The organism is Flavobacterium terrae (assembly GCF_900142035.1).
In the GTDB taxonomy this organism is placed as follows: domain Bacteria; phylum Bacteroidota; class Bacteroidia; order Flavobacteriales; family Flavobacteriaceae; genus Flavobacterium; species Flavobacterium terrae.
The window spans coordinates 51,459-77,416 of record NZ_FQZI01000002.1 but is presented as its reverse complement, the minus strand read 5'-3'; the positions used below and the strand labels follow the sequence as shown (position 1 = coordinate 77,416).

22 protein-coding genes are annotated in these 25,958 nt (G+C 32.5%); 10 read left to right on the top strand and 12 right to left on the bottom strand.

Features of this window, described 5'->3' with window-relative positions:
• The first annotated feature begins 14 nt into the window (after positions 1-14).
• Positions 15-884 carry a hydroxymethylglutaryl-CoA lyase gene (locus BUC09_RS04605; protein WP_073309167.1) on the top strand — a complete coding sequence of 290 codons (870 nt, stop codon included), beginning with the start codon at positions 15-17 and terminating at the stop codon, positions 882-884.
• On the opposite strand, the gene BUC09_RS04600 is transcribed toward BUC09_RS04605, so the two are convergent.
• Together BUC09_RS04600 and BUC09_RS04595 are read right to left on the bottom strand one after the other, a co-directional pair.
• On the bottom strand, positions 881-1,573 hold the full coding sequence (locus BUC09_RS04600) for a DUF3307 domain-containing protein (protein ID WP_073309165.1): 693 nt from the start codon (positions 1,571-1,573) through the stop codon (positions 881-883). The genes BUC09_RS04605 and BUC09_RS04600 overlap by 4 nt on opposite strands.
• Positions 1,573-2,262 (bottom strand): fumarate hydratase, encoded by a 690-nt coding sequence (locus tag BUC09_RS04595; RefSeq protein WP_073309163.1) that lies wholly within the window; start codon positions 2,260-2,262, stop codon positions 1,573-1,575. The genes BUC09_RS04600 and BUC09_RS04595 overlap by 1 nt, the downstream gene beginning before the upstream one ends.
• Before the next feature lie 229 nt (positions 2,263-2,491).
• Here BUC09_RS04595 and guaB point away from each other — a divergent pair, with 229 nt between their 5' ends.
• Positions 2,492-3,964 carry an IMP dehydrogenase gene (gene guaB / locus BUC09_RS04590; RefSeq protein ID WP_073309162.1) on the top strand — a complete coding sequence of 491 codons (1,473 nt, stop codon included), beginning with the start codon at positions 2,492-2,494 and terminating at the stop codon, positions 3,962-3,964.
• 50 nt (positions 3,965-4,014) lie between these two features.
• Here the strand turns inward: guaB and BUC09_RS04585 are convergent, their stop codons facing one another.
• The gene (locus BUC09_RS04585; protein WP_073309160.1) at positions 4,015-6,249 is read right to left on the bottom strand and encodes a cation:proton antiporter domain-containing protein; all 2,235 of its coding nucleotides are present in this window, start codon (positions 6,247-6,249) and stop codon (positions 4,015-4,017) included.
• A 244-nt stretch (positions 6,250-6,493) separates the two neighbouring features.
• On the opposite strand from BUC09_RS04585, the gene BUC09_RS04580 reads away from it, so the two are divergent.
• The gene (locus BUC09_RS04580) at positions 6,494-7,807 is read left to right on the top strand and encodes an ammonium transporter (protein WP_084127099.1); all 1,314 of its coding nucleotides are present in this window, start codon (positions 6,494-6,496) and stop codon (positions 7,805-7,807) included.
• A gap of 64 nt (positions 7,808-7,871) precedes the next feature.
• On the opposite strand, the gene BUC09_RS04575 is transcribed toward BUC09_RS04580, so the two are convergent.
• The 3 genes from BUC09_RS04575 to BUC09_RS04565 all read right to left on the bottom strand — a co-directional run bounded on the left by BUC09_RS04575 (position 7,872) and on the right by BUC09_RS04565 (position 10,554).
• Complete coding sequence (locus BUC09_RS04575; RefSeq protein ID WP_073309158.1) at positions 7,872-8,324, bottom strand: GNAT family N-acetyltransferase; 453 nt, start codon at positions 8,322-8,324, stop codon at positions 7,872-7,874.
• 108 nt (positions 8,325-8,432) lie between these two features.
• Positions 8,433-9,776 carry an adenylosuccinate lyase gene (gene purB / locus BUC09_RS04570; RefSeq protein ID WP_073309156.1) on the bottom strand — a complete coding sequence of 448 codons (1,344 nt, stop codon included), beginning with the start codon at positions 9,774-9,776 and terminating at the stop codon, positions 8,433-8,435.
• Between the two features lie 88 nt (positions 9,777-9,864).
• Positions 9,865-10,554 (bottom strand): SIR2 family NAD-dependent protein deacylase, encoded by a 690-nt coding sequence (locus tag BUC09_RS04565; protein WP_073309154.1) that lies wholly within the window; start codon positions 10,552-10,554, stop codon positions 9,865-9,867.
• Positions 10,555-10,755: 201 nt separating this feature from the next.
• Here BUC09_RS04565 and BUC09_RS04560 point away from each other — a divergent pair, with 201 nt between their 5' ends.
• Complete coding sequence (locus BUC09_RS04560) at positions 10,756-11,439, top strand: TrmH family RNA methyltransferase (RefSeq protein WP_073309153.1); 684 nt, start codon at positions 10,756-10,758, stop codon at positions 11,437-11,439.
• Positions 11,440-11,494: 55 nt separating this feature from the next.
• On the opposite strand, the gene BUC09_RS04555 is transcribed toward BUC09_RS04560, so the two are convergent.
• The 3 genes from BUC09_RS04555 to BUC09_RS04545 form a co-directional block, all read right to left on the bottom strand.
• Positions 11,495-12,250: a carboxypeptidase-like regulatory domain-containing protein gene (locus BUC09_RS04555; RefSeq protein ID WP_073310353.1), complete on the bottom strand. Its 756-nt coding sequence runs from the start codon at positions 12,248-12,250 to the stop codon at positions 11,495-11,497.
• A gap of 85 nt (positions 12,251-12,335) precedes the next feature.
• Positions 12,336-14,249, bottom strand: a complete 1,914-nt coding sequence (locus BUC09_RS04550; protein ID WP_073309151.1) for a DEAD/DEAH box helicase — start codon at positions 14,247-14,249, stop codon at positions 12,336-12,338.
• A gap of 177 nt (positions 14,250-14,426) precedes the next feature.
• Positions 14,427-15,002: a non-canonical purine NTP diphosphatase gene (locus tag BUC09_RS04545; protein ID WP_073309149.1), complete on the bottom strand. Its 576-nt coding sequence runs from the start codon at positions 15,000-15,002 to the stop codon at positions 14,427-14,429.
• 644 nt (positions 15,003-15,646) lie between these two features.
• Here BUC09_RS04545 and BUC09_RS04540 point away from each other — a divergent pair.
• Positions 15,647-16,906: a cysteate-C-fatty acyltransferase gene (locus BUC09_RS04540; RefSeq protein WP_073309147.1), complete on the top strand. Its 1,260-nt coding sequence runs from the start codon at positions 15,647-15,649 to the stop codon at positions 16,904-16,906.
• Positions 16,907-16,963: 57 nt separating this feature from the next.
• Here BUC09_RS04540 and BUC09_RS04535 read toward each other — a convergent pair whose 3' ends face one another.
• Positions 16,964-18,082, bottom strand: coding sequence for a GNAT family N-acetyltransferase (locus tag BUC09_RS04535; RefSeq protein ID WP_073309145.1), 1,119 nt, complete (start codon positions 18,080-18,082; stop codon positions 16,964-16,966).
• Between the two features lie 6 nt (positions 18,083-18,088).
• Positions 18,089-19,183, bottom strand: a complete 1,095-nt coding sequence (locus tag BUC09_RS04530) for a transporter (RefSeq protein WP_073309144.1) — start codon at positions 19,181-19,183, stop codon at positions 18,089-18,091.
• A gap of 80 nt (positions 19,184-19,263) precedes the next feature.
• Between BUC09_RS04530 and BUC09_RS04525 the strand changes: the two genes are divergently transcribed.
• The 4 genes from BUC09_RS04525 to BUC09_RS04510 all read left to right on the top strand — a co-directional run bounded on the left by BUC09_RS04525 (position 19,264) and on the right by BUC09_RS04510 (position 23,730).
• Positions 19,264-19,554 carry a DUF4834 family protein gene (locus tag BUC09_RS04525; protein ID WP_317041192.1) on the top strand — a complete coding sequence of 97 codons (291 nt, stop codon included), beginning with the start codon at positions 19,264-19,266 and terminating at the stop codon, positions 19,552-19,554.
• A 115-nt stretch (positions 19,555-19,669) separates the two neighbouring features.
• Positions 19,670-22,090 (top strand): YfhO family protein, encoded by a 2,421-nt coding sequence (locus BUC09_RS04520; protein WP_073309140.1) that lies wholly within the window; start codon positions 19,670-19,672, stop codon positions 22,088-22,090.
• Positions 22,091-22,456: a fluoride efflux transporter CrcB gene (gene crcB, locus BUC09_RS04515; RefSeq protein ID WP_073309138.1), complete on the top strand. Its 366-nt coding sequence runs from the start codon at positions 22,091-22,093 to the stop codon at positions 22,454-22,456.
• Positions 22,453-23,730: a glycosyltransferase family 4 protein gene (locus tag BUC09_RS04510; protein WP_073309136.1), complete on the top strand. Its 1,278-nt coding sequence runs from the start codon at positions 22,453-22,455 to the stop codon at positions 23,728-23,730. The genes crcB and BUC09_RS04510 overlap by 4 nt, the downstream gene beginning before the upstream one ends.
• 171 nt (positions 23,731-23,901) lie before the next feature.
• Here BUC09_RS04510 and BUC09_RS04505 read toward each other — a convergent pair whose 3' ends face one another.
• The gene (locus tag BUC09_RS04505; RefSeq protein WP_143161866.1) at positions 23,902-24,546 is read right to left on the bottom strand and encodes a hypothetical protein; all 645 of its coding nucleotides are present in this window, start codon (positions 24,544-24,546) and stop codon (positions 23,902-23,904) included.
• Between the two features lie 221 nt (positions 24,547-24,767).
• Between BUC09_RS04505 and BUC09_RS04500 the strand changes: the two genes are divergently transcribed.
• A complete protein-coding gene (locus BUC09_RS04500) occupies positions 24,768-25,952 on the top strand; it encodes a M20/M25/M40 family metallo-hydrolase (protein ID WP_073309132.1) in 1,185 nt (394 codons plus the stop codon).
• Positions 25,953-25,958: the final 6 nt, after the last annotated feature.

Sequence of the window (25,958 nt, the reverse complement as noted above, 5' to 3'; positions counted from 1 at the left end):
TATATTTTTGAGCTATGAATGCCGAAAAAATCAAGCTTATTGAATGTCCACGTGATGCCATGCAAGGTATTAAGGATTTTATACCAACAGATAAAAAAGTACAATACATTCAATCGTTATTGCGTGTAGGTTTTGATACTATCGATTTTGGAAGTTTTGTTTCGGCAAAAGCGATTCCTCAAATGCAGGACACCGCCGAAGTTCTGTCTAAATTAGATTTGTCTAAAACAGAAAGTAAACTTTTGGCCATTATTGCAAATACGCAAGGTGCAGAAAACGCATCAGTGCATCCAGAAATTAAATACTTGGGTTTTCCTTTTTCTATTTCCGAAAATTTTCAAATGCGTAACACGCATAAGACTATCGCAGAATCTTTAGTTACCCTTCAGGAAATTTTAAATATTGCAGATAAGAATAATAAGGAGGTAGTTACTTATATTTCGATGGGTTTTGGAAATCCATACGGAGATCCATGGAATGTTGATATAGTAGGTGAGTGGACAGAAAAGTTAGCTTCTATGGGAGTGAAAATCTTATCACTTTCTGATACTGTTGGTAGTTCTACTCCTGAAGTTATTGATTATTTGTTTTCTAATTTAATCCCGAAGTATCCAGACATTGAGTTTGGAGCACATTTGCATACTACACCAGACAAATGGTATGAAAAAGTGGATGCTGCTTATAAAGCGGGTTGTCTTCGTTTTGATGGTGCTATTCAAGGTTTTGGAGGTTGTCCTATGGCTACAGATAAGCTAACGGGTAACATGCCTACAGAAAAATTGTTGTCGTACTTTACTTCTCAAAAAGCTGACACTAATTTAAGTGCAATGAGTTTTGAAAGTGCCTATAATGAAGCGCTAAAAATTTTTACGGTTTATCATTAAAAACGTTCGATAAGTAAACCAGCTAGCATTGCTATTCCAAAACTAAGCATAGTTCCTATTAAAACATATTCTGTTTTTATGGTGTTGGTATCTTTGTATCGAAGTATCGATTTTGCAGCTATCATAAAGCCTATAATTTCTAGTTTTCCTATAATAACAAATGTCAGGACTAATATTCTTTCAAGAATACCTATCACTTTTCCTGCATTTTTTAATTCTGTTGTAGTATCTGAAATACTTTCTATTTTGGCAACAACTAAAACCTCGCGTATAAAAATATTGGCTGGTTTTAAGCAAATCAAATAACCAGTTATGATTAGTAGTAATTTAGTATTGGTGATTTTTAATAAAGGATTTTCTTTAAAATACAGTTCAAACATCCATACGAACAATACTATCATTACAATGTGTAGCGTTTGGTCAATAAAAAAGGAAAATCTTCCTTTGTTTAATTTGTGTTTTAATCCATCAATGATTAGATGAGATGCTGCTATGCCTAAAGAGCATAAGGTGAAGTTAAAATCAAAAGATAAAACCAACGAACTAATAAAAGTTATTAAAGTGTGTTTAAAAATGAATTTACTCTTAAAACCATTTTCGTTTTTCTCTTTGGCACTTGCATCGGTTTGAAAGATGTAATCTCCTAAAAGATGTCCTATAAATTGTAGTATTAATAAGTTTACATTCATTATTCGTAATCCTTTATTATTGTTTTAAAATAAGTAACAGACTTGTCTATTGCATTCCATCCTACGCTTGTAAGTTGTTTGTTTACAGTAGGTTGTTTTATGTTTAATTGTATTGAAATTTCTTTTTCACTACTCCCTAATAAGCGTAAAAATAAAATTTCACTTTGTTTAGCAGTTGCATTTCCAATTAAAATATCTAACAAGCTTAATAATGTATCCATCATTTGGTCTAGTTTATCATTATCTGAAATGAAAAACAATGTATTTTTTATTACTATTCTTTGTTTGTTGTATGTTGATGTTTCTTCATTAATCTTTCTTCCCGAATAATAAATGGCATTCCCGTCAATTATCCCTTTTTGTTTGTCATATCGGGTTAATTCTCCAAAACCCATTGCAATCCTTATACCGTAGTTTTTAAACTTTTTATATCGGTTGCTACTATTGTCTTGATCATCAATAGCTGATTTTATAAAGCTTTTAATTAATAAAGTAATAAGTAAAGCATCTTCTGGATTTTCTACAACTACTTCTAGGTAATCACCTTTAATTATTCTTCCATATATAGGAAAATTCTCAACTAAAATAGAAATTAATTCGTTTAGTTTTTTTTCTAATGAGTTTTTTTCTTCAATACTTAAACTAGTTGAAGCAATTATATCTCCTGATAAAACAATTTTCTTTTTCATCTTCTATTCATTTGATACAAATCTATAGCTTTTTTTGGATATAAGTATTATTTATAGCTTATTTTAGCTATAATTATAATTTATAGCCTTTTAAAGCTATAAATTAAAATAAAGACCATTCTTTAGATGTTTATGTGTTAGTTTTTAAAAGTTAAGTTAAAACCATTTTATTAGAAGAGATAATTGTATTATATTTGCATGCAATTTAACTACAACTACAAATTGCAACATGAACGCACATGCATCTAAAATTGTCGGAGAAGGTTTAACTTACGATGATGTCCTACTGGTTCCAAATTATTCTGAAGTTCTTCCTAGAGAAGTAAGTATCAAAACAAAATTTTCAAAAAATATTTCATTGAATGTTCCCATTGTATCAGCTGCTATGGATACAGTTACCGAAAGTGCTATGGCTATTGCTATGGCTCAAGAAGGAGGTATTGGGGTATTGCATAAAAACATGTCTATTAAAAAGCAAGCTGCTGAGGTTCGTAAGGTAAAACGTGCTGAAAGCGGAATGATACTCGATCCAGTTACATTGCCTTTAAATGCTATTGTGGCAGATGCTAAAAAAGCTATGCAAGAGTATGGAATTGGGGGAATTCCTGTGGTTGATGAAAATGGTATTTTAAAAGGAATTGTTACCAATAGAGATTTGCGTTTCGAAAAAGATAATGATAGAGTTATTACAGAAGTAATGACTTCACAAAATTTAATAACTGCACCAGAAGGTACAAATTTGGCAAAAGCCGAAGAAATTTTGCAAGGCAATAAAATTGAAAAACTACCAGTTGTAAACGCTGATTACAAGTTAGTTGGATTAATTACCTTTAGAGATATCACAAAACTGACTCAAAAACCTAACGCTAACAAAGATAAGTTTGGTCGTTTAAGAGTAGCTGCAGCATTAGGAGTTACGGCAGATGCTGTTGAAAGAGCAGAAGCTTTAGTAAATGCTGGTGTTGATGCGGTAATTATAGATACTGCCCACGGACATACTAAAGGTGTGGTTGACGTTTTAAAACAAGTTAAAAATAAATTTCCTGACTTAGATGTAGTTGTTGGAAATATAGCTACAGCAGAAGCTGCTTTATATTTAGCTCAAAATGGTGCCGATGCTGTTAAAGTAGGTATTGGTCCAGGTTCTATTTGTACTACTCGTGTTGTTGCAGGTGTTGGTTTTCCACAATTCTCGGCAGTATTAGAAGTTGCAGCAGCTTTGAAAGGTACTGACGTTCCAGTAATTGCAGATGGTGGTATCCGTTATACAGGGGATATTCCTAAAGCAATTGCAGCAGGAGCCAATTGTGTAATGTTGGGATCATTATTAGCGGGAACTAAAGAGTCTCCTGGAGAAACTATAATTTTCGAAGGAAGAAAATTCAAATCATACCGAGGAATGGGTTCTGTTGAAGCGATGAAAGAAGGATCAAAAGACAGATATTTCCAAGATGTTGAGGACGATGTGAAAAAATTAGTTCCAGAAGGTATAGTAGGTCGTGTTCCTTATAAAGGGGAGTTAAACGAAAGCATGTTGCAATTTATAGGAGGTCTTAGAGCAGGTATGGGATATTGTGGTTCTGCCACTATTGATGATTTACAAGAAAAAGGAAAGTTTGTTAGAATCACTTCAAGTGGAATTAGCGAAAGTCATCCGCATAATGTGACAATTACCAAAGAAGCACCAAATTATTCTAGATAAAATATATTTAAAATAGTTAAGGGATACATTTCAAAAATGTATCCCTTTTTTTAGTTTTGAATTATACTAGATAATAATTTTTTATCACCTACTACCCATAATATATCGTTTTCTTCAAGTATTAAATGTGACTCTGGATTAAGAATGCGTTTTCCGTCTCTTTCTATACCAACAACTAAGCCGTTTGTTTTTTCTCTAATTTTAGATTCTCGAATGCTTTTTCCTATATATTCTAGGTTTTTCAATTTTAAATGTTGTAAAACTATATCTGTCTGTTCAGACTCTTCAGGCGGTTCTATTTCGTTTTGATTAAGATATTTTTTGAATTTTTTCACCTGTGTATCGGTGCCAATAACACATACTTCGTCTTTTGGGAATAAACGTTCATTTCTGCTAGGCATGTTAATAGTAATTTCTCCTCTTTTGATGAATGCAATGTTAATTCCTGTTTTTTCTCGAATGCGAAGTTCGTTAAGAGTTTTTCCAATAATATTTGAAGAAGGAGCAATATCAAAAGTTGCCATATGCCCATCCCAAGGAGTTAAATCTTTTCTGAGGTGTTTGGTTTTACTTATTTCTCTTTCGTTAAAATTGCTCAAAAAATGTTGTTCTATTGTTAGGTAACGCTTCTGTAATCTTTTTGGAAAAGAGAAGTAAGCAATAATTGCAAAAATTAATGAAAGTACAGCTGTTGCTGGCGAGAAAAAATTATTTACAATGAAGCCAATAAAGAAAAGTCCTAAACCAATTCTGAAAAAGATGAGGATCATTATAGGACCTCTTTGTTTTTTAGTCGAAAAAAGTTCGTTAACAGCTTCGGTGGCAATTTTTCTTAAGGATAAGGCCCATAAGAAAGGAGATACTAAAATAAGGGTTATAAAAGCGGCTATGGTATGGCCAAATTCAGTTTCTTGAACAAATGGTAAAAGATATTTGCCAGATAGTAAAATGATAGCAATTATGATTATTGAGTGTAAAATAATTTGGAATAAATAAGCTCTTAGTGCTATTTGTAAAGAGGTCATGATTTTAATAGCATCTGCATTAGCACTATAATCTTGAATACTTTTTACCCATTTTCGAGGTAGTTTTTTTTCTAAATAAATGGCTAATGGTGTGCCTAGTGCAACCATGTAAGGTGTTGTGAAAGTAGTTATAGCAGAAACTGCTACAATTATTGGGTATAAAAAATCACTTGTAACATGTAAAGATGCTCCAAGGGTGGCAATAATAAAAGAAAATTCACCTATTTGAGACAAACTAACACCTGTTTGAACGGATTGTTTTAAGGGTTGACCTGCTAATAATGAACCAACAGTTGAACTAAAGGATTGGCCTGTAATTGTGATTATAGTAAGTAGTGCAACTGGAAGTGCATATTCAATTAAAGTATCAGGATTGATTAACATTCCTACAGAAACGAAAAAAACGGCTCCAAATAAATCTTTTACTGGTTTTACCAAATGCTCAATATGTTCTGCTTGTGTGGTTTCGGCAATAATTGAACCCATAATAAAAGCACCTAAAGCTGGAGAAAACCCTACATTTGAAGCTAGAATTACCATTAATAAGCAAAGAGCTAGTGATACTATCAATAGCATTTCGTCAGAAAGGAGATGCTTTGTTTTTTTTAGTAAGGTGGGTACAAAAAAGATTCCAGCCACAAACCAAATCGTAAGAAAGAAAATAAGTTTTAATACCGACAAAAATAATTCACTGCCTGAAAATTGTTGACTAACTGCGATGGTAGAGAGTAGTACCATCATTAAAATGGCTAATATGTCTTGGACTATTAAAGCTCCTATTACATTACCTGCAAATTTTTGAGCTTTAACTCCTAACTCGTCAAAAGTTTTGAGTATGATAGTAGTTGATGATATTGAAAGCATAACTCCTAGGAAAATACTATCCATGATTTTCCAACTCATTAACTGACCAGCTGTAAAACCCGCAAATACCATGAAAATAATTTGCGAAGTTGCTGTTATTGATGCTGTACCTCCAACTTTGACTAATTTTTTGAAACTAAATTCTAAACCAAGACTGAATAGTAAAAAAACAATACCAATTTCTGCCCAAACTTCAATGCTGTGAACATCTTTTATAGATGGAAAAAAATCAAAATGACTTCCAGCCAAAAAACCAGCAATTAAATAACCTAAAACAAGTGGTTGCTTTAGGATTTTAAAAATAAGGACAGCAATTCCTGCAGTCATCAATATTAGACCTAAATCACTTATTAAAGGCTGTAGATTAGTTGTTGCTGATCCAACGGTTAAAAGCATAAACTTGTGTTTTTTAAATCATTTGTTTATTACAACTTGTAAAATACAAAAAAGTTTGGAATTTTTAAACTATCTATGGTTAAATAGATGGTTTTAGTTTGAGATTTAATGATTTTTAGTGCTTTAAAATTTATTAACCCTATTTTTTTATGGGGTTAAATGGCAAAATAATAATAATTTGGTATGAATGTGTGTTTTTTGAAAGGGTTTTTTATATTTAGACTGAATTTTAAATACTCATAATATGAAAAGAAAGTATTTTTTAGCCTTTTTGTTGGTCTTTTTAGCCACAAGTTGTTTAATTGTTGATTTTTCTTTCGGAAAGACAGTAGCTGGTACGGTACCAAATTTTGATACTGGCGATACGGCTTGGATGATTGTAGCTTCGGCACTCGTGCTCTTAATGACTCCTGGATTAGGTTTCTTTTATGGAGGAATGGTTGGGAAGAAGAATGTGATTAGTACTATGTTGCAGAGCTATGTCGCTATGGTTGTGGTTACTATTTTATGGGTAGTTATTGGTTACGGACTTTCTTTTGGGGATTCTATTTATGGGATAATAGGAAATCCTTTCAAAAATTTATTTTTTAATAATGTTGGTACAAGTTCTTATTGGAAATTAGCTCCAACAATCCCTTTGTTGTTATTTGCTCTTTTTCAAGCCAAATTTGCAATTATAACTCCAGCATTAGTGACAGGAGCTTTTGCAGAACGTATTCGTTTTTGGTCTTATTTATTATTTATAGTGTTGTTTGTGTTATTTGTTTATGCTCCATTAACACATATGGCGTGGCATCCTGAAGGTCTCTTTTTTAAATTAGGAATATTGGATTTTGCAGGCGGAATAGCTGTACATATGAGTGCAGGATGGGCAGCTTTGGCAGGAGCAATTTTTTTAGGCAAGCGTAAAGAAGTAAGCCATAATCCTGCTCGTGTTACTTATGTGCTTTTAGGTACTGGTTTGTTATGGTTTGGTTGGTTTGGATTTAATGCTGGTTCAGCTTTTGGAGCCAATGGATTAGCAGTTCAGGCTTTGTCAACAACTACAGTTGCTGCAGCAGCTGCAGCAATGACATGGGGATTTTTTGATAAAATAAATAGTAGAAAATTTTCAGCTTTAGGGTTGTGTATAGGGGCTGTAGTTGGTTTAGTTGCGATTACACCAGCGGCTGGCTTTGTGAGTATTCCTCATGCTATTTTTATAGGAATGATAAGTAGTGTAGTAAGTAATGTTTTGGTCGAAAAATTCCCTAAAGGCAAGATTGATGACGCTCTTGATGTGTTTAGTTGTCATGGAGTAGGAGGTATGGTGGGCATGTTGTTGACTGGTTTTTTTGCTTCAAAAGAAATAAACCCTGGAATAGAACATCAAGGATTAATTTTTGGAGAATACCGTTTGTTTTTTAGTCATGTTTTTGTTTTAGTTATTGTTTCTGTATTTTCTTTTGTTATGTCTTATCTACTTTTTTATGTTGTGAATTTGATATCACCGTTAAGAGTTAGTGAGGAAAAAGAAATCTTAGGATTAGATATTTCTCAACACGGAGAATACATTTAAAATTTAAAAGACATTAGTTTACTGATGGCTTTTTATATAAGTTGAAAACTGATTTCTACTAAAGTTATTCTTCAATTTTGTATACATTAGGATTATATAATTCCATGTATACTTCTGGTTTCGGTAATTTAGTAAAACCATACTTTTCATAAAGCCAATCTGCAGTTGAGGTTAATAAAATCCATCTTCTTAAGCCTTGCAAGTCTGGATGTGCCATAACAGTATCCATCAGTTTTTTTGATAATCCTTGTCCTCTGTAATTGTCTAAAACATAAATATCACCGAGATATGCTATAGTTGAAAAATCAGATATTACTCGAGCAAAACCAATTTGCATGTCATTATGAAATAACCCAAAGTTTAAAGAATGGTTAATAGATGTTTTTACTTTTTCTAAAGGAATGTTATCACTCCAACCTGAATGTTTCGACAGAAAGTCGTGTATTGCAACAACATCCATTTTTGATTTGTCTGTTGAAATTGTATAATCGTTAAATTTTATTTCAATTATTTTCATGCTTAATTGTTTAGATATTGTATTTTTTTAGTTTAATATAGAAAAAACAATGCCAAGAAATAATATACTTCTTGGCATTGTCACAATATTTTAAAATTTCATTTATTATTAAATTCCCAAATAGTTACTTGGTGTAATCACTTTCAATTCTGCTTTAATTTCTTCAGAAACATTCAGGGTTTCGATAAATGCATGAATAGATTCTTTATTGATAACCGAATTGGTTCTTGTTAAATCTTTCAATGCTTCGTAAGGATTTGGATAGCCCTCGCGACGTAATATCGTTTGAATAGCTTCTGCAACTACGGCCCAGTTTTTCTCTAAATCTTCAGCGAATTTTTCTTCATTTAAAAGCAATTTGTTTAAACCTTTTAAAGTGGCTTCAAACGCGATTAAAGTATGTCCCATTGGCACACCAATGTTACGTAAAACTGTACTGTCTGTCAAATCACGTTGTAATCTTGAAATAGGTAATTTAGCCGATAAATGTTCGAAAATAGCATTAGCAATTCCTAAGTTTCCTTCTGAGTTTTCAAAATCAATAGGATTTACTTTATGTGGCATCGCTGATGATCCAATTTCTCCAGCTTTAATTTTCTGCTTGAAATAATCCATCGAAACATACGTCCATATGTCGCGATCTAAATCAATTAAAATGGTATTGATACGTTTTAGAGCATCAAAAAATGCTGCAAAATGGTCGTAATGTTCTATTTGAGTTGTTGGAAACGAATGATGTAAACCTAAAATATCCTCAACAAAGTTGGTTCCAAAAGCTTTCCAATCGTTATTAGGATATGCAATTTTGTGTGCATTGTAATTCCCTGTAGCACCACCAAATTTTGCAGCAAACGGAACGTTAAATAATAAACGCATTTGCTCTTCTAAACGCTGTACAAAAACCAAAATTTCTTTACCTAAACGAGTAGGTGAGGCTGGTTGTCCATGTGTGCGTGCAAGCATTGGAATGTCCTTCCACTCAACACTTAATTCTTTTAACTTAGTGATTACATTGATTAGTGATGGTAAATAGACTTTATCAAAAGCATCTTTAGTTGAAAGAGGAATTGCAGTGTTGTTAATATCTTGAGAAGTCAATCCAAAATGGATAAACTCTTTGTATTGTTGTAACCCTAAAGCATCAAATTTTGTTTTGATGAAATACTCAACAGCTTTAACATCGTGATTGGTTGTTTTCTCTGTTTCTTTTATCCAAAGCGCATCTTCTGTAGAGAAGTTCTCATACATTTTGCGTAATTCAGGAAATAAACTTTTGTTAATTCCAGATAGTTGCGGAATTTCTGCTTCGCAAAGTGCAATAAAGTATTCTACTTCGATTAAAACACGATATTTTATTAAAGCTTCTTCAGAAAAATAAGGAGATAGAGAAACCGTTTTATTTCTATAACGACCATCAATAGGCGAAATAGCGTTCAATTCAGTTAGTTGCATGTTGTTGTGTTGTTTTTAAGAAAGCGCAAATTTAGTGAATAGTGATTAGTTAATAGTGATTAGTTAATAGTTTTTTTAATTGATATTGTTATTGTATTTGTAATTGATTTTGAATTTTTGAAAGGCCCTCACTAGCACTCATAGCTAAAACTTCCAATGGATTTGCTAAATCATAAATAGTGGCGGGTTTTGGGTCGATATAAAACACAGGAGTAGAACTTTTTGCATAATGCATCAATCCAGCTGCGGGATATACTTGTAACGATGTACCAATTATAATAACAATATCAGCTTCTTCCATCATAGGAATGGCATCTTCAATAGCTGGAACTGCTTCGCCAAACCATACAATTTGTGGACGAAGTTGATTTCCGTTGGTATCAGTATCACCTAAATGAATATCTTCTGTCCAATCTAAAATGTAATTTTCATCAGCAACACTGCGTACTTTGGTTAATTCACCATGTAAATGTAAAACATGAGAACTACCTGCTTTTTCATGTAAATTATCTACATTTTGAGTGATAATTTGGACATCAAAATTCTTTTCTAATTCAGCTAATATTTCGTGACCTCTGTTGGGTTTTACTTCTTTAAGTTGAGCACGACGTTTGTTGTAAAAATCTAAGACTAAAGCAGGATTATTTCGCCATCCTTCGGGTGAAGCTACTTCCATGATATCATGATTTTCCCATAATCCGTTAGAATCTCTAAAAGTGTTTATGCCACTTTCGGCACTCATTCCTGCTCCAGTAAGTACAACGATTTTCTTTTTCATTTTAAATGTTTTTTGGCGTGCCCCTTTAGGTTAGGCTATCCGCTTTATCTTTTTACTTGTTCTCGATACGCTTCGCTACTCGAGCTGACGTAAAAAGGATATCGCTTCTATCCTTCACGCGATAATTTGTCTCTTTTAACTTCTAATTTCTAAACTCTAACTTTATGTTATCTTTGTCCAAAATAATCAAAATCTACCAAAATGCAGTCGTTATTTCAAGACGAAAACTATTTAGAATATCTAGAAACTTTTATTTCTGAAAATCGCAAAGAAGGTTTTAAACGTGTTTTAGCTAATAGAACCAAACATTTTACTGTAGTTTGCGAAGATGTGTATCAGTTACATAATACTAGTGCTGTAATGCGTAGTTGTGAAGTTTTTGGAATTCAGGAACTGAATGTTGTTGAGCAAAAGTTTGGAAAAAAAATAGATAAGGAAATTGCATTAGGAGCAGAAAAATGGGTAGACATAAATCGTTTTTCAAACATTCAAGATTGTATTGATGATTTGAAAGATAAAGGTTACCAAATTATAGCGACAACTCCCCATGAAAATGATTGCATGCTCGAGGATTTTGATATTACTAAACCTTCAGCAATTTTCTTTGGTACAGAAAGACACGGGCTTTCTGAAGAAGTAATACAGCAAGCTGATGGTTATTTAAAAATCCCAATGGTTGGTTTTACCGAGAGTTTGAATATATCCGTTTCGGCAGCTATTATTTTGCAGAATATTTCTACGCGATTGCGTCATTCTGAAATCAATTGGAAACTGACAGAAGCTGAATTATTAGAAAAAAGAATCGACTGGACTAGAAAATCAATTAAGGATATCGATTTTATTACCCAGAAGTATCTAGAGAACTTAAATGTCAAAAAACAATAGCAATATCAACAACAATTCTCGTTGATTTTGAAATTTTTATTGATATTGAAGTTGATTATTTCTTCTTCAAAATTTTATATTCTTCGTAACAACCATTAATGGCATCTAATACTTGTAAATCATTAGCTGATTTGGTAAAAGCTTCAGAGTAATTACATCTTTCCAGAATTTCAAGTAATTCTTTTTCGTTGATACCAAACATTAAGTAAATAGCTTGGCGGTCGTATTTGTTTTGGAGAATATTGCGAAGATTTTCGTCGCTGCGAATTTCACGTAGTTTTTTAAGCTCCTTAGGTCTTTTGCCAAAAAAATTGTACAAAGCATCGGCAGGATTAAATAGTGACCCCATAACTCTATTAAAAGCATTAGGAGAATTTTCTCCACCTTCATACCTTTTTGTTAAACCAGCGATCGAATACCAGTAGTTTTCTCTTTCAGGGATAAGTTTTGCATCAACTTCTAAATATCCTGTAAGTGTATAGGGAGGAATAACAATTTCTTCTAAAGCGTATGCTTTTTCAGTTAGTTTGATACGAGAATTTTGGCTTTTTATCCAGTCATTCGTAACCTTGATTTCTATGGATTGAAACCCTAAACATGAGATTAACAAGATGTCGTTAACATCGGCATTAATTTCAAAATTACCTTTAGAGTCAGATATTGCACCTCTAACTTTATTGGTATTTACAATATTTGCGTTCCAGATAGGAAGTAAAGTATTATCGTTTATGATAGTTCCTTTTACAGATGTTTCTTGAGAAAATCCTGAAAGGGTAAATATGAATAAAAAGAAAACAGTAAAATATCTCATGCCTAAATTTGTTGGGCTAATGTAATTATTCATTACGAGATATTTTACTGTTTTTATAGAATTATAAGAAAATTAACAAAAAGCGTTAATCTCTTCTTGGTCTTCTTGATCTAGGTTGATCAGATGAAGGAGCAGAACGTCTTGGTGCAGCACTTGAACGTCTTTCGTTTCTTGGAGCTCTTTCAGAAGAATCACTTCTTCTTTCTGTAGATCTTCCTTCACCGCGTCTTTCTGTTCTTGGAGCTCTGTCAGATGAGCGAGATTCGCTTCTTCCTCCAAAACCACCTTCTCTTCTTCCGCCTGAACTTCTTTCACCTCTAAATCCTCCGTCTCTTCTTCCTCCAGAATTTCGTCCGTTGTGATCACGACGTGATGAGTTTCCACCACCATCATTTTTAGAGATTTCAACGTTGATTCTTCTTCCATTAAGATCAAAACCATTTAAGATGTCCATTACTTTAGCAGTATGTTCTCCATCAGTATTAAAGAAAGAGAAACCTTCTTTAACATCTACTTTAAACACGTCATCACGGCCTAATTCTAGAGTTTCTTTTAAGAAGTCTTTTAATTGCATCCAATCGAAATCATCTCTTGCGCCAATGTTGATGAAATAACGAACTGGATCACCTGCTCTTATTTCTCTTGGTTCTGAGCTTCTTTCACCTCTGTCACTACCTTGACTAGATAAATCACGTTTTGATTTGTAGTAGGATAAGAAACGGTTGAATTCTACAGAAACCATTCTTTTTACTAATTCTTCTTTAGATAAATCTTGGAAAACTTCGTAGATAGCTGGTAAGTAGTTGTCAATTTCGTGATCAACTTCTGTATCGTGAATTTTGTTAGCTAAGTGTAATAACTGAATTTCACAGATTTCAATTCCGCTTGGGATTGATTTTTCCTCAAATTTTTGTTTGATGATTTTTTCAATCGCATGGATTTTTCTGATTTCACTCTTAGTTACAATAACGATAGAAGTACCTAATTTTCCTGCACGACCTGTACGACCAGAACGATGGTTGTATGTTTCGATTTCATCAGGTAATTGGTAGTTTACTACGTGAGTAACGTTATCTACGTCGATTCCACGAGCAGCAACGTCTGTTGCAACTAACATTTGAATTTGACGACCACGGAATGCTTTCATTACTCCGTCACGTTGTGCTTGAGATAAGTCACCGTGTAAAGCAGCTGCATTGTATCCGTCTTCGATTAATTTTTCTGCAACAGATTGTGTATCACGTTTTGTACGACAGAATACTACCGAGAAGATATCAGGATTAGCATCTGCTAAACGTTTTAATGCTTCGTAACGGTCACGAGCGTTTACCATGTAAAATTCGTGTGATACTGTTGAAGAACCTGAGTTTTTAGCTCCTACAGTAATTTCTTGTGGTTCATGCATGAATTGTTTTGCAATTCTAGCAACTTCTTGCGGCATAGTAGCCGAGAATAACCAAGTGTTTTTTTCGTCTGGAGTATCAGATAATATCGAACAGATATCATCATAGAATCCCATATTTAACATTTCATCTGCTTCATCAAGCACACAAAAGTTAATGTTTTTAATGTTCACAAGCCCACGATTAATCATGTCTTGCATTCTACCAGGAGTAGCCACAATAATTTGTGCACCTCTTTTTACTTCACGCGCCTGCTCGGTAATGCTTGCACCACCATAAACCGCAACGGTGTGTAAGCCCTTAATGTATTTTGAATATTGTTTAATCTCGTTAGTGATCTGTAAACAAAGTTCACGTGTTGGCGATAAAATTAAGCCTTGAGTGCTTTTGTCATCAGCGTCTATTTTCTGGATAAGTGGGAAGCCAAAAGCGGCTGTTTTACCTGTTCCAGTTTGTGCTAATGCTACAATGTCTGTGTTTTGCTCCAATAGTATTGGAATCGCTTTTTCCTGTACTTCTGACGGATTCTCAAATCCTAGATCTTTAACCGCCAGCAGTAGCGATTCATTCAATCCTAATTGTTCAAATTTATTCATTATGTATTTTTAAATTGGGTGCAAAAGTAGTGTTTATAAACGATATAAACTAGCGTATTCTTGTTTATTGTGAAATTATTAATGCTTGATAATCAATAATTTAGAAAAACACCTCGCATTAATGTTTGAATAATTCTGATGTTTTGGGCTTCTTTACTGAGAATTTTCTAAAAAAATTTACTTTGATTTTAAAAATTCGGTAAGTTGTTTTACCGCTTTCCCACGATGACTAATCGATGATTTTTCTTCTATTGTAAGTTCAGCAAAAGTTTTTTCATACCCTTCAGCAATAAAAACTGGATCGTAGCCAAAACCATTTGTTCCTCTGCGTTCATAGATAATTTCACCATCAATAATTCCTGTAAACAAATGTTGTTTGCCATTTAGATTTAAGGCAATGACAGTTTTAAAATTGGCTTTTCTGTTGGTTTTTTCAGAAAGTTCAAATAATAATTTGTCGATATTTTTATCATCATCTTTCTCCTCACCTGCATAACGCGCCGAATATACACCAGGAGCTCCATTTAGCACATCTACTTCTAGGCCGCTATCATCGGCAAAGCATGAATAACCGTAGTTTTTTGTCACATAATCAGCTTTTAAAATAGCATTTCCTTCAATTGTGTTTGCAGTCTCTGGAATGTCAACATTGCAACCTATGTCTTCTAAACTAAGTATTTGGATTTCAGATGGGACTAATAATTGAATTTCTTTAATTTTATTCTTGTTATTTGAAGCAAAAACTAACTGCATTTATCTAAAATTTTAGGATAATGCCAAAGATAGGTGTTTGATTTTGCTTTTAAAAACCAATTTGGGTGCAAAGAATTTTTCGGGAAGTACTTAAAAGTAAAAAGTCGAGGTGGAGCCCCCGACTTTTTGTCGAATGTGTAACCACATTGCTGTGTCATTCGGCTGCAAATGTAAGCTTAATTTTTTAGTTTCAATGATAAAACCAATATCTTTATTTGAAGTTTTATTTTTTATGTAAAATTTAATTTTAATGTATTGAAATTCAAAATATTAAATGTGTTAATCAATAGTTAATTATTATTTTTTTAGACATTATGTTTTGAAATAGTTGTATCTTTAAAGTGTAATTCTGATTAATTATTTGAGAAGAAAATCAATCTTAAGTGAGAGGAGTATTTTATAAGCTAGCCATTGGGTTAGTATGATGAATCAGAGTTATCATATTGGAGGCCTGTTATCAGGCCTCCTTATTTTTTAGCCCTGATGGAAACGATATCCTTTTGTTTTTTTCTTTAGAAAACAAAAGATAAAGTGTACAGCAGGAATAGCTCCTAAAAATAATTGTAAATTTGAATATTAAAATACCGCAGAAATAGTTACTTTTGAGCCGATTATAAAATCGTAAAAATTTACATTTTTGAATTATGGTTAAAGATTTATTTGAAAGAATACAAAACAATAAAGGACCACTTGGTAAATGGGCTTCGCAGGCAGAAGGATATTATGTTTTTCCTAAATTAGAAGGTGATTTAGGTCCAAGAATGAAGTTTCACGGTAAAGAAATTTTAAATTGGTCAATTAATGATTATTTAGGTTTAGCAAACCACCCAGAAGTAAGAAAAGCAGATACTGATGCTGCAATTCAATTTGGTGCTGCTTACCCAATGGGAGCACGTATGATGTCTGGTCATACAATTTACCACGAACAATTAGAAAAAGAGCTTGCTGAATTTGTAATGAAACCAGCTGCTTATTTATTAAATTTTGGTTACCAAGGAATGGTTTCTATCATAGATGCTTTGGTTACTAAAAATGATATTATAGTTTATGATGTTGACTCTCATGCGTGTATTATCGACGGAGTTCGTTTGCACATGGGTAAACGTTTTACATACAAACACAACGATTTAGAAAGTATGGAGAAAAACCTTCAGAGAGCTACTAAAATGGCTCAAGAAACTGGAGGAGGAATTTTATTTATTACCGAAGGTGTTTTTGGTATGCGTGGTCAACAAGGTAAGTTGAAAGAAATTGTAGAAATGAAAAAGAAATACAATTTCCGTTTATTAGTTGATGATGCACATGGTTTTGGAACTTTAGGTAAAACTGGTGCTGGAGCAGGTGAGGAGCAAGGATGTCAGGACGGTATTGATGTGTATTTTTCTACATTTGCTAAATCGATGGCAAATATTGGAGCTTTCGTTGCTGCTGATCAAGATGTAATTGATTATTTAAAATATAACTTACGTTCACAAATGTTTGCTAAAGCATTACCAATGATTCAAACAATTGGTTCTTTGAAACGTTTGGAGTTACTACGTAAGTCTTCTGAAATTAAAGATAAACTTTGGGTTAATGTAAATTCATTACAAAATGGATTAAAACAAAGAGGATTTAATATTGGAGATACTAATACTTGTATTACTCCAGTATACTTAGAGGGTTCTATTCCTGAGGCGATGGTGATGGTAAATGATTTACGTGAAAACTACGGAATTTTCCTTTCTATTGTTGTGTATCCAGTAATTCCTAAAGGTATTATTTTATTAAGAATGATTCCTACGGCTTCACACACTCAAAAAGATATCGATGATACTTTATCTGCATTTGAGGCAATTCGTGAGAAATTAACTAATGGTACATACAAAGCTTTAGCAGAAGCTAATGTTGAAAATGTTTCTTAATTACGTTAAGTTGAAATAAAAGTAAAAAGCCCAATCGTAAGATTGGGCTTTTTACTTTTATAAATCTTTTTTATAAGTTCTTCTTCTTTTGTGAATTGTTGGATCAAAATTTTTCCACAAGTTATGCATGGCATGATTTTCTTCAAGTTCTTGTGTTCTTATGAATTTCTTGATCTTCTTTTCTTTAAATACTTTATAATATTCGTCAAAAATAATAGCTGTAATTCCTTTGTTTTGATATTCTGGACTTATTCCTATCAGATAAAAAACAACTTCTTCTGACTCTTTTTTTGCTTTTAGTAAGTGATAAAAGCCAAAAGGAAATAGTTTGCCATTTGCTTTTTGCATTGCTCTTTCAAAAGAAGGCATAACGATGGTAAAACCAATCATTTTGTCGTTTTTGTCTAAGAAGAACTTAATGTATTCTGGGTTGATAAAGCTGATGTATTTCTTTTTGAAATAATCTCGCATTTCGTTGTTTATAGGAACAAATGTTTGTAATGCAGCATAACTTTCGTTAAACAAATCAAACATTTGATCTACATATGGCATTACATCTTTTGATTTTGTAAAATTTAAAACTCTTACTCCATAACGATCCTTGATCATTTGACTAGCACGTTGAAATGGTGCAGGATTTATAGATTCCATGCTGAAATAGCTTTCGAAATATTCTTTTTCGATAGTCATTCCTAATTTTTCAAAATGTTCTTTATAATAAGGAGGACTATACCAAGACACCATGGTACCTAATTGATCAAATCCTTCTGTAAGAACTCCAACTTTGTCTAGATTGGTAAAGCCAATTGGACCTTCGGCTATTTCCATACCATATTTTTTGCCTAATTCATAAACTTTAGCTAATAAAGTTTTAGTAACTTCAATATCATCGATTGTATCAAACCACCCAAAACGGACTTTCTTTTTTTGCTGTGAATTAACTTCATCCCAATTTATAATTGCAGCGACACGACCCACAATTTCATTGTTTTTGTATGCTAGATATAATTCTACTTGAGCAGTTTTTAAGGCTGGATTTTTATCTTTATTAAAAGTTTCAACTTCTTCTGTAATAATTGGTGGAATCCAGTAGGGGTTTCCTTTAAATAATTTAAATGGAAATTTTACAAATTCTGTTATTTCTTTTTTGGTATGTATTTGTTTAATAGTAATCATAAAAAATTATGGCGTTTCTTCTAGTTCGTCTAATCTTTTTCTTTTAGGCTCTTCTTTAGTTTCTTGTTCTGTGTCGTCGTTTGAAGGTTCAACATCATTATCTTTATTTCGACGTTTTTTTCTTTCAGCTTTTTTAGCCGCTTTTTCTAATTCTTCTGGTGTTTTGATGTTGCTCTTTCCTCCGCCGCCTTCGCCATCTTTTTCATCTCCACCTTCTTTAACCTCTTTACCGTCCTTAATTTTAATGTCTTTGTGTTTTTTGTCGAATCTCCAAGAGAAACCTATACCTCCATAAAATATAGAAGGTGTGTATTTTATGTTTTTAGCAATATTAATGTCTATTTGTAAATTATCTTTTAGTAAATGCGTGGCTCCAACTGCAAAAAAACCATCAGAATAATAATCACCTTTAACACCTCTGTTTTCTAGAAATGCAGACCATCTATCATCAACTCCACAAGTTAGTGTTAGTATGTAACCAAAGTTTTGTGCTTCTGAACCTATTTTATCAGCAATTAAGTTAGTAACTAAAACCCATCTGCTACCAAATCTATTTTGTGCAATTGCCATTACTTTTGGACTTAAAATTGCTTCGCCAGGAATACTGTAATCATTTTCCATGGTATAATTAGCTCCAACATATCCAGATATTGCAGGTATTAATTGTTTCCATCTAAAGCGGTGATTGGCTTTCCAGCTATAAATATTTGGTTTTTCTTCTCCTTTTTTGAAAGGATCATAAAATAAGTATTTTGCTCCAAGAGTGGTATTTCTTAATCCGCTTCTATTTTTATCTACAAAAAGACTAGAGTATTTATCCATTTGAAATTGAGCATCGAGAGTAACTTCAAACTGCTCTTTCCAAACACCATATCTAGCCGTAAGATCAAGACCAAAACCTTTAGCATCATAATCTAGCAAACTGTGCGATTCCTTAATGTAATATACTCCAGATTCTATTTGTAATACTTTTTTACCAACAGCAAATGCACCTGCAGATTTACCTGGTCTGTTTGAATTAACTTGATCTGTAAATTGAGAGTATAATGATGACGAAATACTTAAAAAGCTTATTAAAATAAATGAATGTAATACTTTCATAGGTTTTAAGGTTTGGTTTGACCAAATGTAGTATATTTTATTATTATTTTAAGAAACAGATAAGTCAATTATGCTTATTTTTGAAAAAAAATACAATGCAAGAGGCTTCTGTACCTGGTTTAATTAAAACCATAATCTATATCATAGGATTCTATTATTTAGTTAAAATTTTGGCTCGTATTTTTATGCCAATTTTAATGAAATCAATGATGAATAAAGCTCAAGAAAGCTTTAATCGTCAGTATCAGCAAGGAAATTTCAATCAATCAACGACTAACGATACTTTTAATCAAGAAAAAACGCAACGCGATTTTAAAAAACCTACAAAACAAGTTGGTGAATATGTTGATTACGAGGAAGTAAATGATTAATACTCTTCTTTAATTAAAAGTCAAAGCTAGTTTTAGTGAAGCAGAGATTGAAAATTAAGACTAGATACTAAAAAATTAGTATCTTCACGCCTTATTTGATTCAACCAGAATTTTTATGAATAAACTAAAACGTTTTTATCCGCATGCACTGGCTGTATTGGGCTTTGTGTTGATTTCTCTTATTTATTTTTACCCTGTTTTACAAGGAAAAAAAATTCTTCAATCAGACATTGTTCAGTATACTGCAATGGCAAAAGAACAAAATGATTTTAGAGCAGAGTATAATGCAGAACCCTATTGGACAAATAGCGCTTTTGGTGGGATGCCTACTTATCAGTTGGGTGCAAATTATCCGCACAATTACATTAAAACGTTAGATGGATTAATTCGTTTTTTACCGCGTCCAGCAGATTATTTGTTTTTATATTTTGTTGGATTCTATGTTTTACTGTTAGTGCTTAGAATTAAACCATTGAAAGCTTTTTTTGGAGCTTTAGCCTTTGGTTTTTCGACTTATTTAATCATAATATTAGGTGTAGGACATAATGCAAAAGCACATGCTATTGCTTATATGCCAATGGTTATAGCAGGTGTCTTATTGGTTTATCAAAAAAGATATTTAGCTGGAGGATTGCTTACGCTTTTAGCAGCAGCTTTAGAGATTAATGCGAATCACTTCCAGATGACGTATTATTTGTTGATACTATTACTTGTCATAACGGTTTATTATAAAGTTAAGGCTCTAAAAGCAAAAGATTTTGATCATCTATGGAAATCGGCAGCTGTATTTGTAGTTGCTGGTATTTTAGCTATTGGTGCCAATGCAACTAATATAATGGCTACATCTGAATATGCAAAAGAAAGTACAAGAGGGAAAAGTGAACTTACTTTTAACGCAGATGGATCTAAGAAAACTGAGGCTACTTCGATGACTTATGATTATATTACAGAATATAGTTACGGGATATTAGAAAGTTTCAATTTGATTTCGCCTAGAATTTTTGGTGGTTCAAACAGTGAAAATGTTGGAACAAACTCTGAAATGTATAAGTATGTAGTTGCACAAAATGTTCCTGAAGATCAAGCTAAAGAAATTGTAAAAGGATTACCAACATATTGGGGTGACCAACCTATTGTTGCTGCGCCTGCTTATATTGGAGCAATTGTATTCTTTTTAGCAGTTCTCGCTTTATTTGCTGATAACAGAAAGATAAAATATGCTTTTCTGGCAGGAGCTTTAGTTTCGTTGTTTCTATCATGGGGTAAAAATTTCCCTTTATTGACAGATTTTTTTATCAATTATGTACCAATGTACAATAAGTTTAGAGCAGTTTCATCTATCCAAGTTGTATTAGAAATATGTATACCTGTTTTAGCTATTATGGGATTACAGACATTCTTTAAATTAGATGAAAAAGAGAAATGGACGCATTTATGGAAATCAGGAGCTGTAAGTGTTGGAATTTTAATTGTTTTATTTCTTTTTAAAGGAAGTTTTAGTTTCGCAGGAGGAAGTGATGCTTATTTCATGCAATCATATGGACCTGAATTTGTTGATGCTTTAAAAGTAGATAGGAAATCTATGTTCTCAGCAGATTTATTGCGATCTAGCTTTTTTATAATTGTCGCTTTTGGAGTTTTATGGTTTTCTATAAAAAATAAAATTTCGGAAAGAGTAGCCATAATTTTTGTTGGAGTTTTAATGGTTGCCGATTTATTTTTCATTGATAAAAATTATTTAAATACATCTAGTTTTGTTTCTTCGCATGAAGTTGATGAGCCATTTGTAGAAGCTCCTTTTGATGAGGCTATTTTGAAGGATCAATCACACTACAGAGTTTTTGAAGTATCACAAAATGCCATGAGCGATCCAAGAGCTTCCTATTTTCATAAGTCTATTGGTGGATATCATGCAGCTAAACCTCGCAGAATGCAAGAATTGTTTGATTACCAAATCGTGAAAAATAATTTGGAAGTGCTTAATATGTTAAATGTTAAGTACCTTATTCAAACCAATGAAAAAGGAGAGCAAATCACAATTAAGAGCACTGGAACCAACGGTAATGCATGGTTTGTAAAAGAGATAAAAGAAGTAAATTCTGCTGATGCTGAAATGAAAGCATTAACAAAATTTGATTCAAAAAACGTCGCTTTTGTAAACACTAATGAATTTAAGATTGCAACTAAACAATTTGTGAAAGATACAACAGCAATTATTAAGTTAGATTCATACAAATCAAATGACTTAAAATATACGTCAAACAATCCTAATAATGGTTTTGCAGTCTTTTCTGAGATGTATTATAAAAATGGATGGAATGCCTACATCGACGGTAAACTTACGGAACATTACCGAGTAGACTATGCCTTAAGAGGATTGCCTGTTCCGGCTGGAAAGCATACTATCGAATTCAAGTTTGAACCACAAGTGGTGAAAACAGGTAGTATGATTTCATTATTCAGTTTCATTGGAATTTTGGGATTACTTGGTTTTGGAATTTATACTGAAAGAAAAAAGATTACTAACAAAGAGTAATTGAAAACAATTTTATACATAGCATTAGGAGGAGCCTTAGGTAGCGTTTTACGCTACCTAACTTCTATTATAATAAAAGCTAATCCTTTCCCTTATGCTACGTTCGTAACTAATATTGTTGGATGTTTATTAATAGGTTTGTTTTTTGGTTATTTCGAAAAACAGAATCTATTATCTCAGGACTTAAAACTTTTCCTGATAACTGGTTTTTGCGGAGGTTATACAACGTTTTCTACTTTCTCTTTAGAAAATATTCAGTTAATGCAAAACAATCAGATGTTTACTGCTGTATTGTATATGACTTTAAGCATTATTTTGGGAGTAATGGCAACTTGGGTTGGACTTAATTTAGCTAAAGCTTTATGAAAAAAGTGCTTATCATAACGTATTATTGGCCACCTGCAGGAGGACCAGGCGTACAACGATGGTTAAAGTTTGTGAAGTATTTACCGGATTTTGATATCCAACCTGTTGTGTATATACCTGAAAATCCCACCTATCCAATTGTCGATGAAGGTTTAGTAGAAGAAGTTTCAAAAAAAGCAATAATACTTAAGAATAAAATAGTTGAACCTTACGGTTTAGCTTCGGTTTTTTCAAAAAAGAATACCAAAGGGATTAGTTCAGGAATTATTCCTAACCAAAAAAAGCAAACTTTTTCACAAAAAGCCATGCTCTGGGTTCGAGGAAATTTATTTATTCCTGATGCAAGGGTTCTGTGGGTTAAACCTTCTGTAAAATTTTTGAAAGAATATATTAAAGAGCACAATATTGATACTATTATCACTTCTGGTCCACCTCATAGTTTACATTTAATAGGACTTCAACTCAAGGAAGAACTGAAAGTAAACTGGTTGGCAGATTTTAGAGACCCTTGGACAACCATTGGCTACCATTCTGCATTGAAATTATCAAGTTATGCCGATAAAAAACACAAAGCTTTAGAAAGTAAAGTTTTAAATAATGCGGATACTATTATTGTAACTAGTAAAACGACTAAAGCTGAATTTGAGAAGCTAACTACCAAACCTATTGAAGTCATTACTAATGGTTATGATGTAGAAAAAGTTGTTACTAAATCATTAGATGAAAAATTCACATTGGCTCATATAGGTTCTTTTTTATCGGATAGAAATCCTAAAATTTTATGGGAAGTATTGAGTGAACTGATTCGTGAAAATGATGAATTTGCTCAAAAATTTGAATTAAAACTGATAGGGAAGGTGAGTCAGGAAATACTGGATACTATTGAGCGTCTTGGATTAAAATCACATCTCAATAATTTGGGATATGTTTCTCATGCTGAAGCTATTCAACATCAAAGAAAATCACAAGCTTTATTATTGGTTGAAATAGATTCTGAAGAAACTAAAAGTATTATTCCAGGAAAAGTGTTTGAGTATATGGTTTCAGAAAGACCTATTGTCGCAATAGGACCTAAAGATTCTGATTTTGCAGAATTGATTGTATCTACGAATACAGGTAGCTTTTTTACTTATTCAGAAAAGGAAAGATTGAAGTCTACTTTGCTTTCACATTTTGAAAAATACCTTCAAAAGGAATTAAAAGTTTATCCAGTTGGTTTGCAACAATACTCTCGTAAAAGTCTTACTCAAAAGTTATCGTTACTTTTAAAATAGCCCTGATAGAAGCGGTATCCTTTTTGTGCACTGAGCGAAGTCGAAGTGTGTTACAAAAAGATATAGCGAATAGCAGGATAAAGCTCCTAAAAATAGAAAAACCCCAGAGTTATGGCACTCCGAGGTTTAACATAAACAAACAAACCTAACCAAAATTTATTTTAAAACTCTTTAATTTTTATCGTCTTCGATTTTTGACTTTGTACCATCAGCTTTGTAATAGTAGTAGTCATCATCGTTGTTGCGAGGGTCTGAAGGATAATTTCCTCGAGGTCCACCATAGTTATCATTGTAATAACCAGAAGCTCTGTATCCTTTTACACTACCCATCATATCAATGATTTGACATTTTCTGTTGTACATGATGCGTAATCCACCAATTTGTGTTAGCGCAAAACTGTTGTATCTCATGTAAACTGTACCAATTCGACTTACTCTATCATTGTAATCGTAGTTGATAAATGTGTTTCCAACTCTTCTTACTCTTCCAAAACTATCATGTTCGATACGTACTCCATAATTAACTGGTCTTCTACTAGCAATTTCTACTGAGCCTCTTTTACCAGCTGCTTTAAAGTAGTAATCACCTCCTTGAACATCATCTGGTCTTGTGTTAAAATCGAATTCACCGTTAGGGAATACAAAAAACTCAATACCACGTTCTATAAATGAAATAGGTTCAGCATCTCTGTAATCTACATAATGTTTAGGACCTTTTCCTTTTCCTTTATTGTCAGAAAAAAAATGGTTTTCTGACGCGTGAGCCATACTTCCCGCCAGGAAGATGCTGGCCACTAAAAGTGTAATCTTTTTCATAATACAATAATTTAATGGTTTGCTTACTCTTTCGATTTTCGGCTATCTCGAACAAGAAAAACATCTTGTTGAAATGATATATTCAATTTGCGTGCCAAAACTTGCTATGCAAGCATAATATTTTTTAAGTGTCTGATTTTTAAATAATTAAAAAATTTAAAAAAAACGTGTAAAAATGTTAAAAAAATATAACTTTGCTAAAACCCAAGACTATTATAAATATGAAACCAAAATTACTTGCTTTACTATTAAGCATTACTTTAAGCCCGTTGAGTTTATTTGCTCAAACTTTTGTGCAACGTTACGCAGATATTGCAAATCAGACATCTCAAACAAATATTACTAATTATTTAACTGAATATGAAGCTTTAGGAGTTAAATACAGAAATACTCAAGCTCTTGAAAATGCCTATCAATGGCTAGTGAATAAGTATACTGGATTTGGTTATACTGCTTCTCAGCTTTCTACTGATACCTATTCTTATTCAGGAAGTACTTGTAAAAATCTTGTTGTTACTAAAGTTGGTACTTTATATCCTAACACCTATGTTATTGTTTGTGGACATTATGATTCAATAACTGGAACAGGAACTAACGATAATGGAAGTGGTGTAGCAAGCATATTAGAGATGGCTAGATTATTAAAAGATGTTAATACTGAGTATTCTATTAAGTTTATTAATTTTAGTGGAGAAGAAGATGGTTTAAAAGGAAGTCAGCATTATGTGTCTTCTGTAGTAAATGGAACAACACCTAAAATGAATATTAGATTAGTGTTTAATCTTGATGAAGTTGGTGGAGTGGCTGGTATGACTAACAATACTATTACTTGCGAGAGAGATACTAATGGAACTCCTTCTACAAATAATGCAGCTTCATCTGCAATGACTAACGAGTTGATTACTTGTGTTGGTTTATATTCACCGTTACAAACTACATTATCTTATGCTTATGCATCAGATTATATGCCTTTTCAAGCTAACAATGAAATAATCACTGGTTTTTTTGAAACTAATGAAACAACTCATAAACACACTGCTACAGATTTGTTAGTAAACATGGATCCTGTTTATAATTTTAAAGTTGCTAAAGCGGCTACAGGTGCTTTATTGCATTTTGCTAAAGCAGAAACAACATTAAGCGTGAATAATTTTGAGAAGGATTTTCAAGTAAGCTTTTTTCCAAATCCAACTAAGGATTCTATTCATATTAATATGGGAAATTTAGAAACTAGTAGTTATGACTTTACAATTACAGATATTAATGGTAAATCAGTTTTAAATAAACGCATTTTTAATCCTAAGTTAATAGAAGCAGTTAGTATTGAAGGATTATCTAAAGGAATGTATCTGATGACTTTGAACTCAGGAGATAAAAAAATAAGTAAAAAAATTGTTATAGAATAAAAAAAA

Excerpts from the sequence above, each read along its gene's own strand:
- BUC09_RS04605 (WP_073309167.1), top strand. The coding sequence starts at position 15 with ATGAATGCCGAAAAAATCAAGCTTATTGAATGTCCACGTGATGCCATG.
- BUC09_RS04600 (WP_073309165.1), bottom strand. The coding sequence starts at position 1,573 with ATGAATGTAAACTTATTAATACTACAATTTATAGGACATCTTTTAGGA.
- BUC09_RS04595 (WP_073309163.1), bottom strand. The coding sequence starts at position 2,262 with ATGAAAAAGAAAATTGTTTTATCAGGAGATATAATTGCTTCAACTAGT.
- guaB (WP_073309162.1), top strand. The coding sequence starts at position 2,492 with ATGAACGCACATGCATCTAAAATTGTCGGAGAAGGTTTAACTTACGAT.
- BUC09_RS04585 (WP_073309160.1), bottom strand. The coding sequence starts at position 6,249 with ATGCTTTTAACCGTTGGATCAGCAACAACTAATCTACAGCCTTTAATA.
- BUC09_RS04580 (WP_084127099.1), top strand. The coding sequence starts at position 6,494 with ATGAAAAGAAAGTATTTTTTAGCCTTTTTGTTGGTCTTTTTAGCCACA.
- BUC09_RS04575 (WP_073309158.1), bottom strand. The coding sequence starts at position 8,324 with ATGAAAATAATTGAAATAAAATTTAACGATTATACAATTTCAACAGAC.
- purB (WP_073309156.1), bottom strand. The coding sequence starts at position 9,776 with ATGCAACTAACTGAATTGAACGCTATTTCGCCTATTGATGGTCGTTAT.
- BUC09_RS04565 (WP_073309154.1), bottom strand. The coding sequence starts at position 10,554 with ATGAAAAAGAAAATCGTTGTACTTACTGGAGCAGGAATGAGTGCCGAA.
- BUC09_RS04560 (WP_073309153.1), top strand. The coding sequence starts at position 10,756 with ATGCAGTCGTTATTTCAAGACGAAAACTATTTAGAATATCTAGAAACT.
- BUC09_RS04555 (WP_073310353.1), bottom strand. The coding sequence starts at position 12,250 with ATGAGATATTTTACTGTTTTCTTTTTATTCATATTTACCCTTTCAGGA.
- BUC09_RS04550 (WP_073309151.1), bottom strand. The coding sequence starts at position 14,249 with ATGAATAAATTTGAACAATTAGGATTGAATGAATCGCTACTGCTGGCG.
- BUC09_RS04545 (WP_073309149.1), bottom strand. The coding sequence starts at position 15,002 with ATGCAGTTAGTTTTTGCTTCAAATAACAAGAATAAAATTAAAGAAATT.
- BUC09_RS04540 (WP_073309147.1), top strand. The coding sequence starts at position 15,647 with ATGGTTAAAGATTTATTTGAAAGAATACAAAACAATAAAGGACCACTT.
- BUC09_RS04535 (WP_073309145.1), bottom strand. The coding sequence starts at position 18,082 with ATGATTACTATTAAACAAATACATACCAAAAAAGAAATAACAGAATTT.
- BUC09_RS04530 (WP_073309144.1), bottom strand. The coding sequence starts at position 19,183 with ATGAAAGTATTACATTCATTTATTTTAATAAGCTTTTTAAGTATTTCG.
- BUC09_RS04520 (WP_073309140.1), top strand. The coding sequence starts at position 19,670 with ATGAATAAACTAAAACGTTTTTATCCGCATGCACTGGCTGTATTGGGC.
- BUC09_RS04510 (WP_073309136.1), top strand. The coding sequence starts at position 22,453 with ATGAAAAAAGTGCTTATCATAACGTATTATTGGCCACCTGCAGGAGGA.
- BUC09_RS04505 (WP_143161866.1), bottom strand. The coding sequence starts at position 24,546 with ATGAAAAAGATTACACTTTTAGTGGCCAGCATCTTCCTGGCGGGAAGT.
- BUC09_RS04500 (WP_073309132.1), top strand. The coding sequence starts at position 24,768 with ATGAAACCAAAATTACTTGCTTTACTATTAAGCATTACTTTAAGCCCG.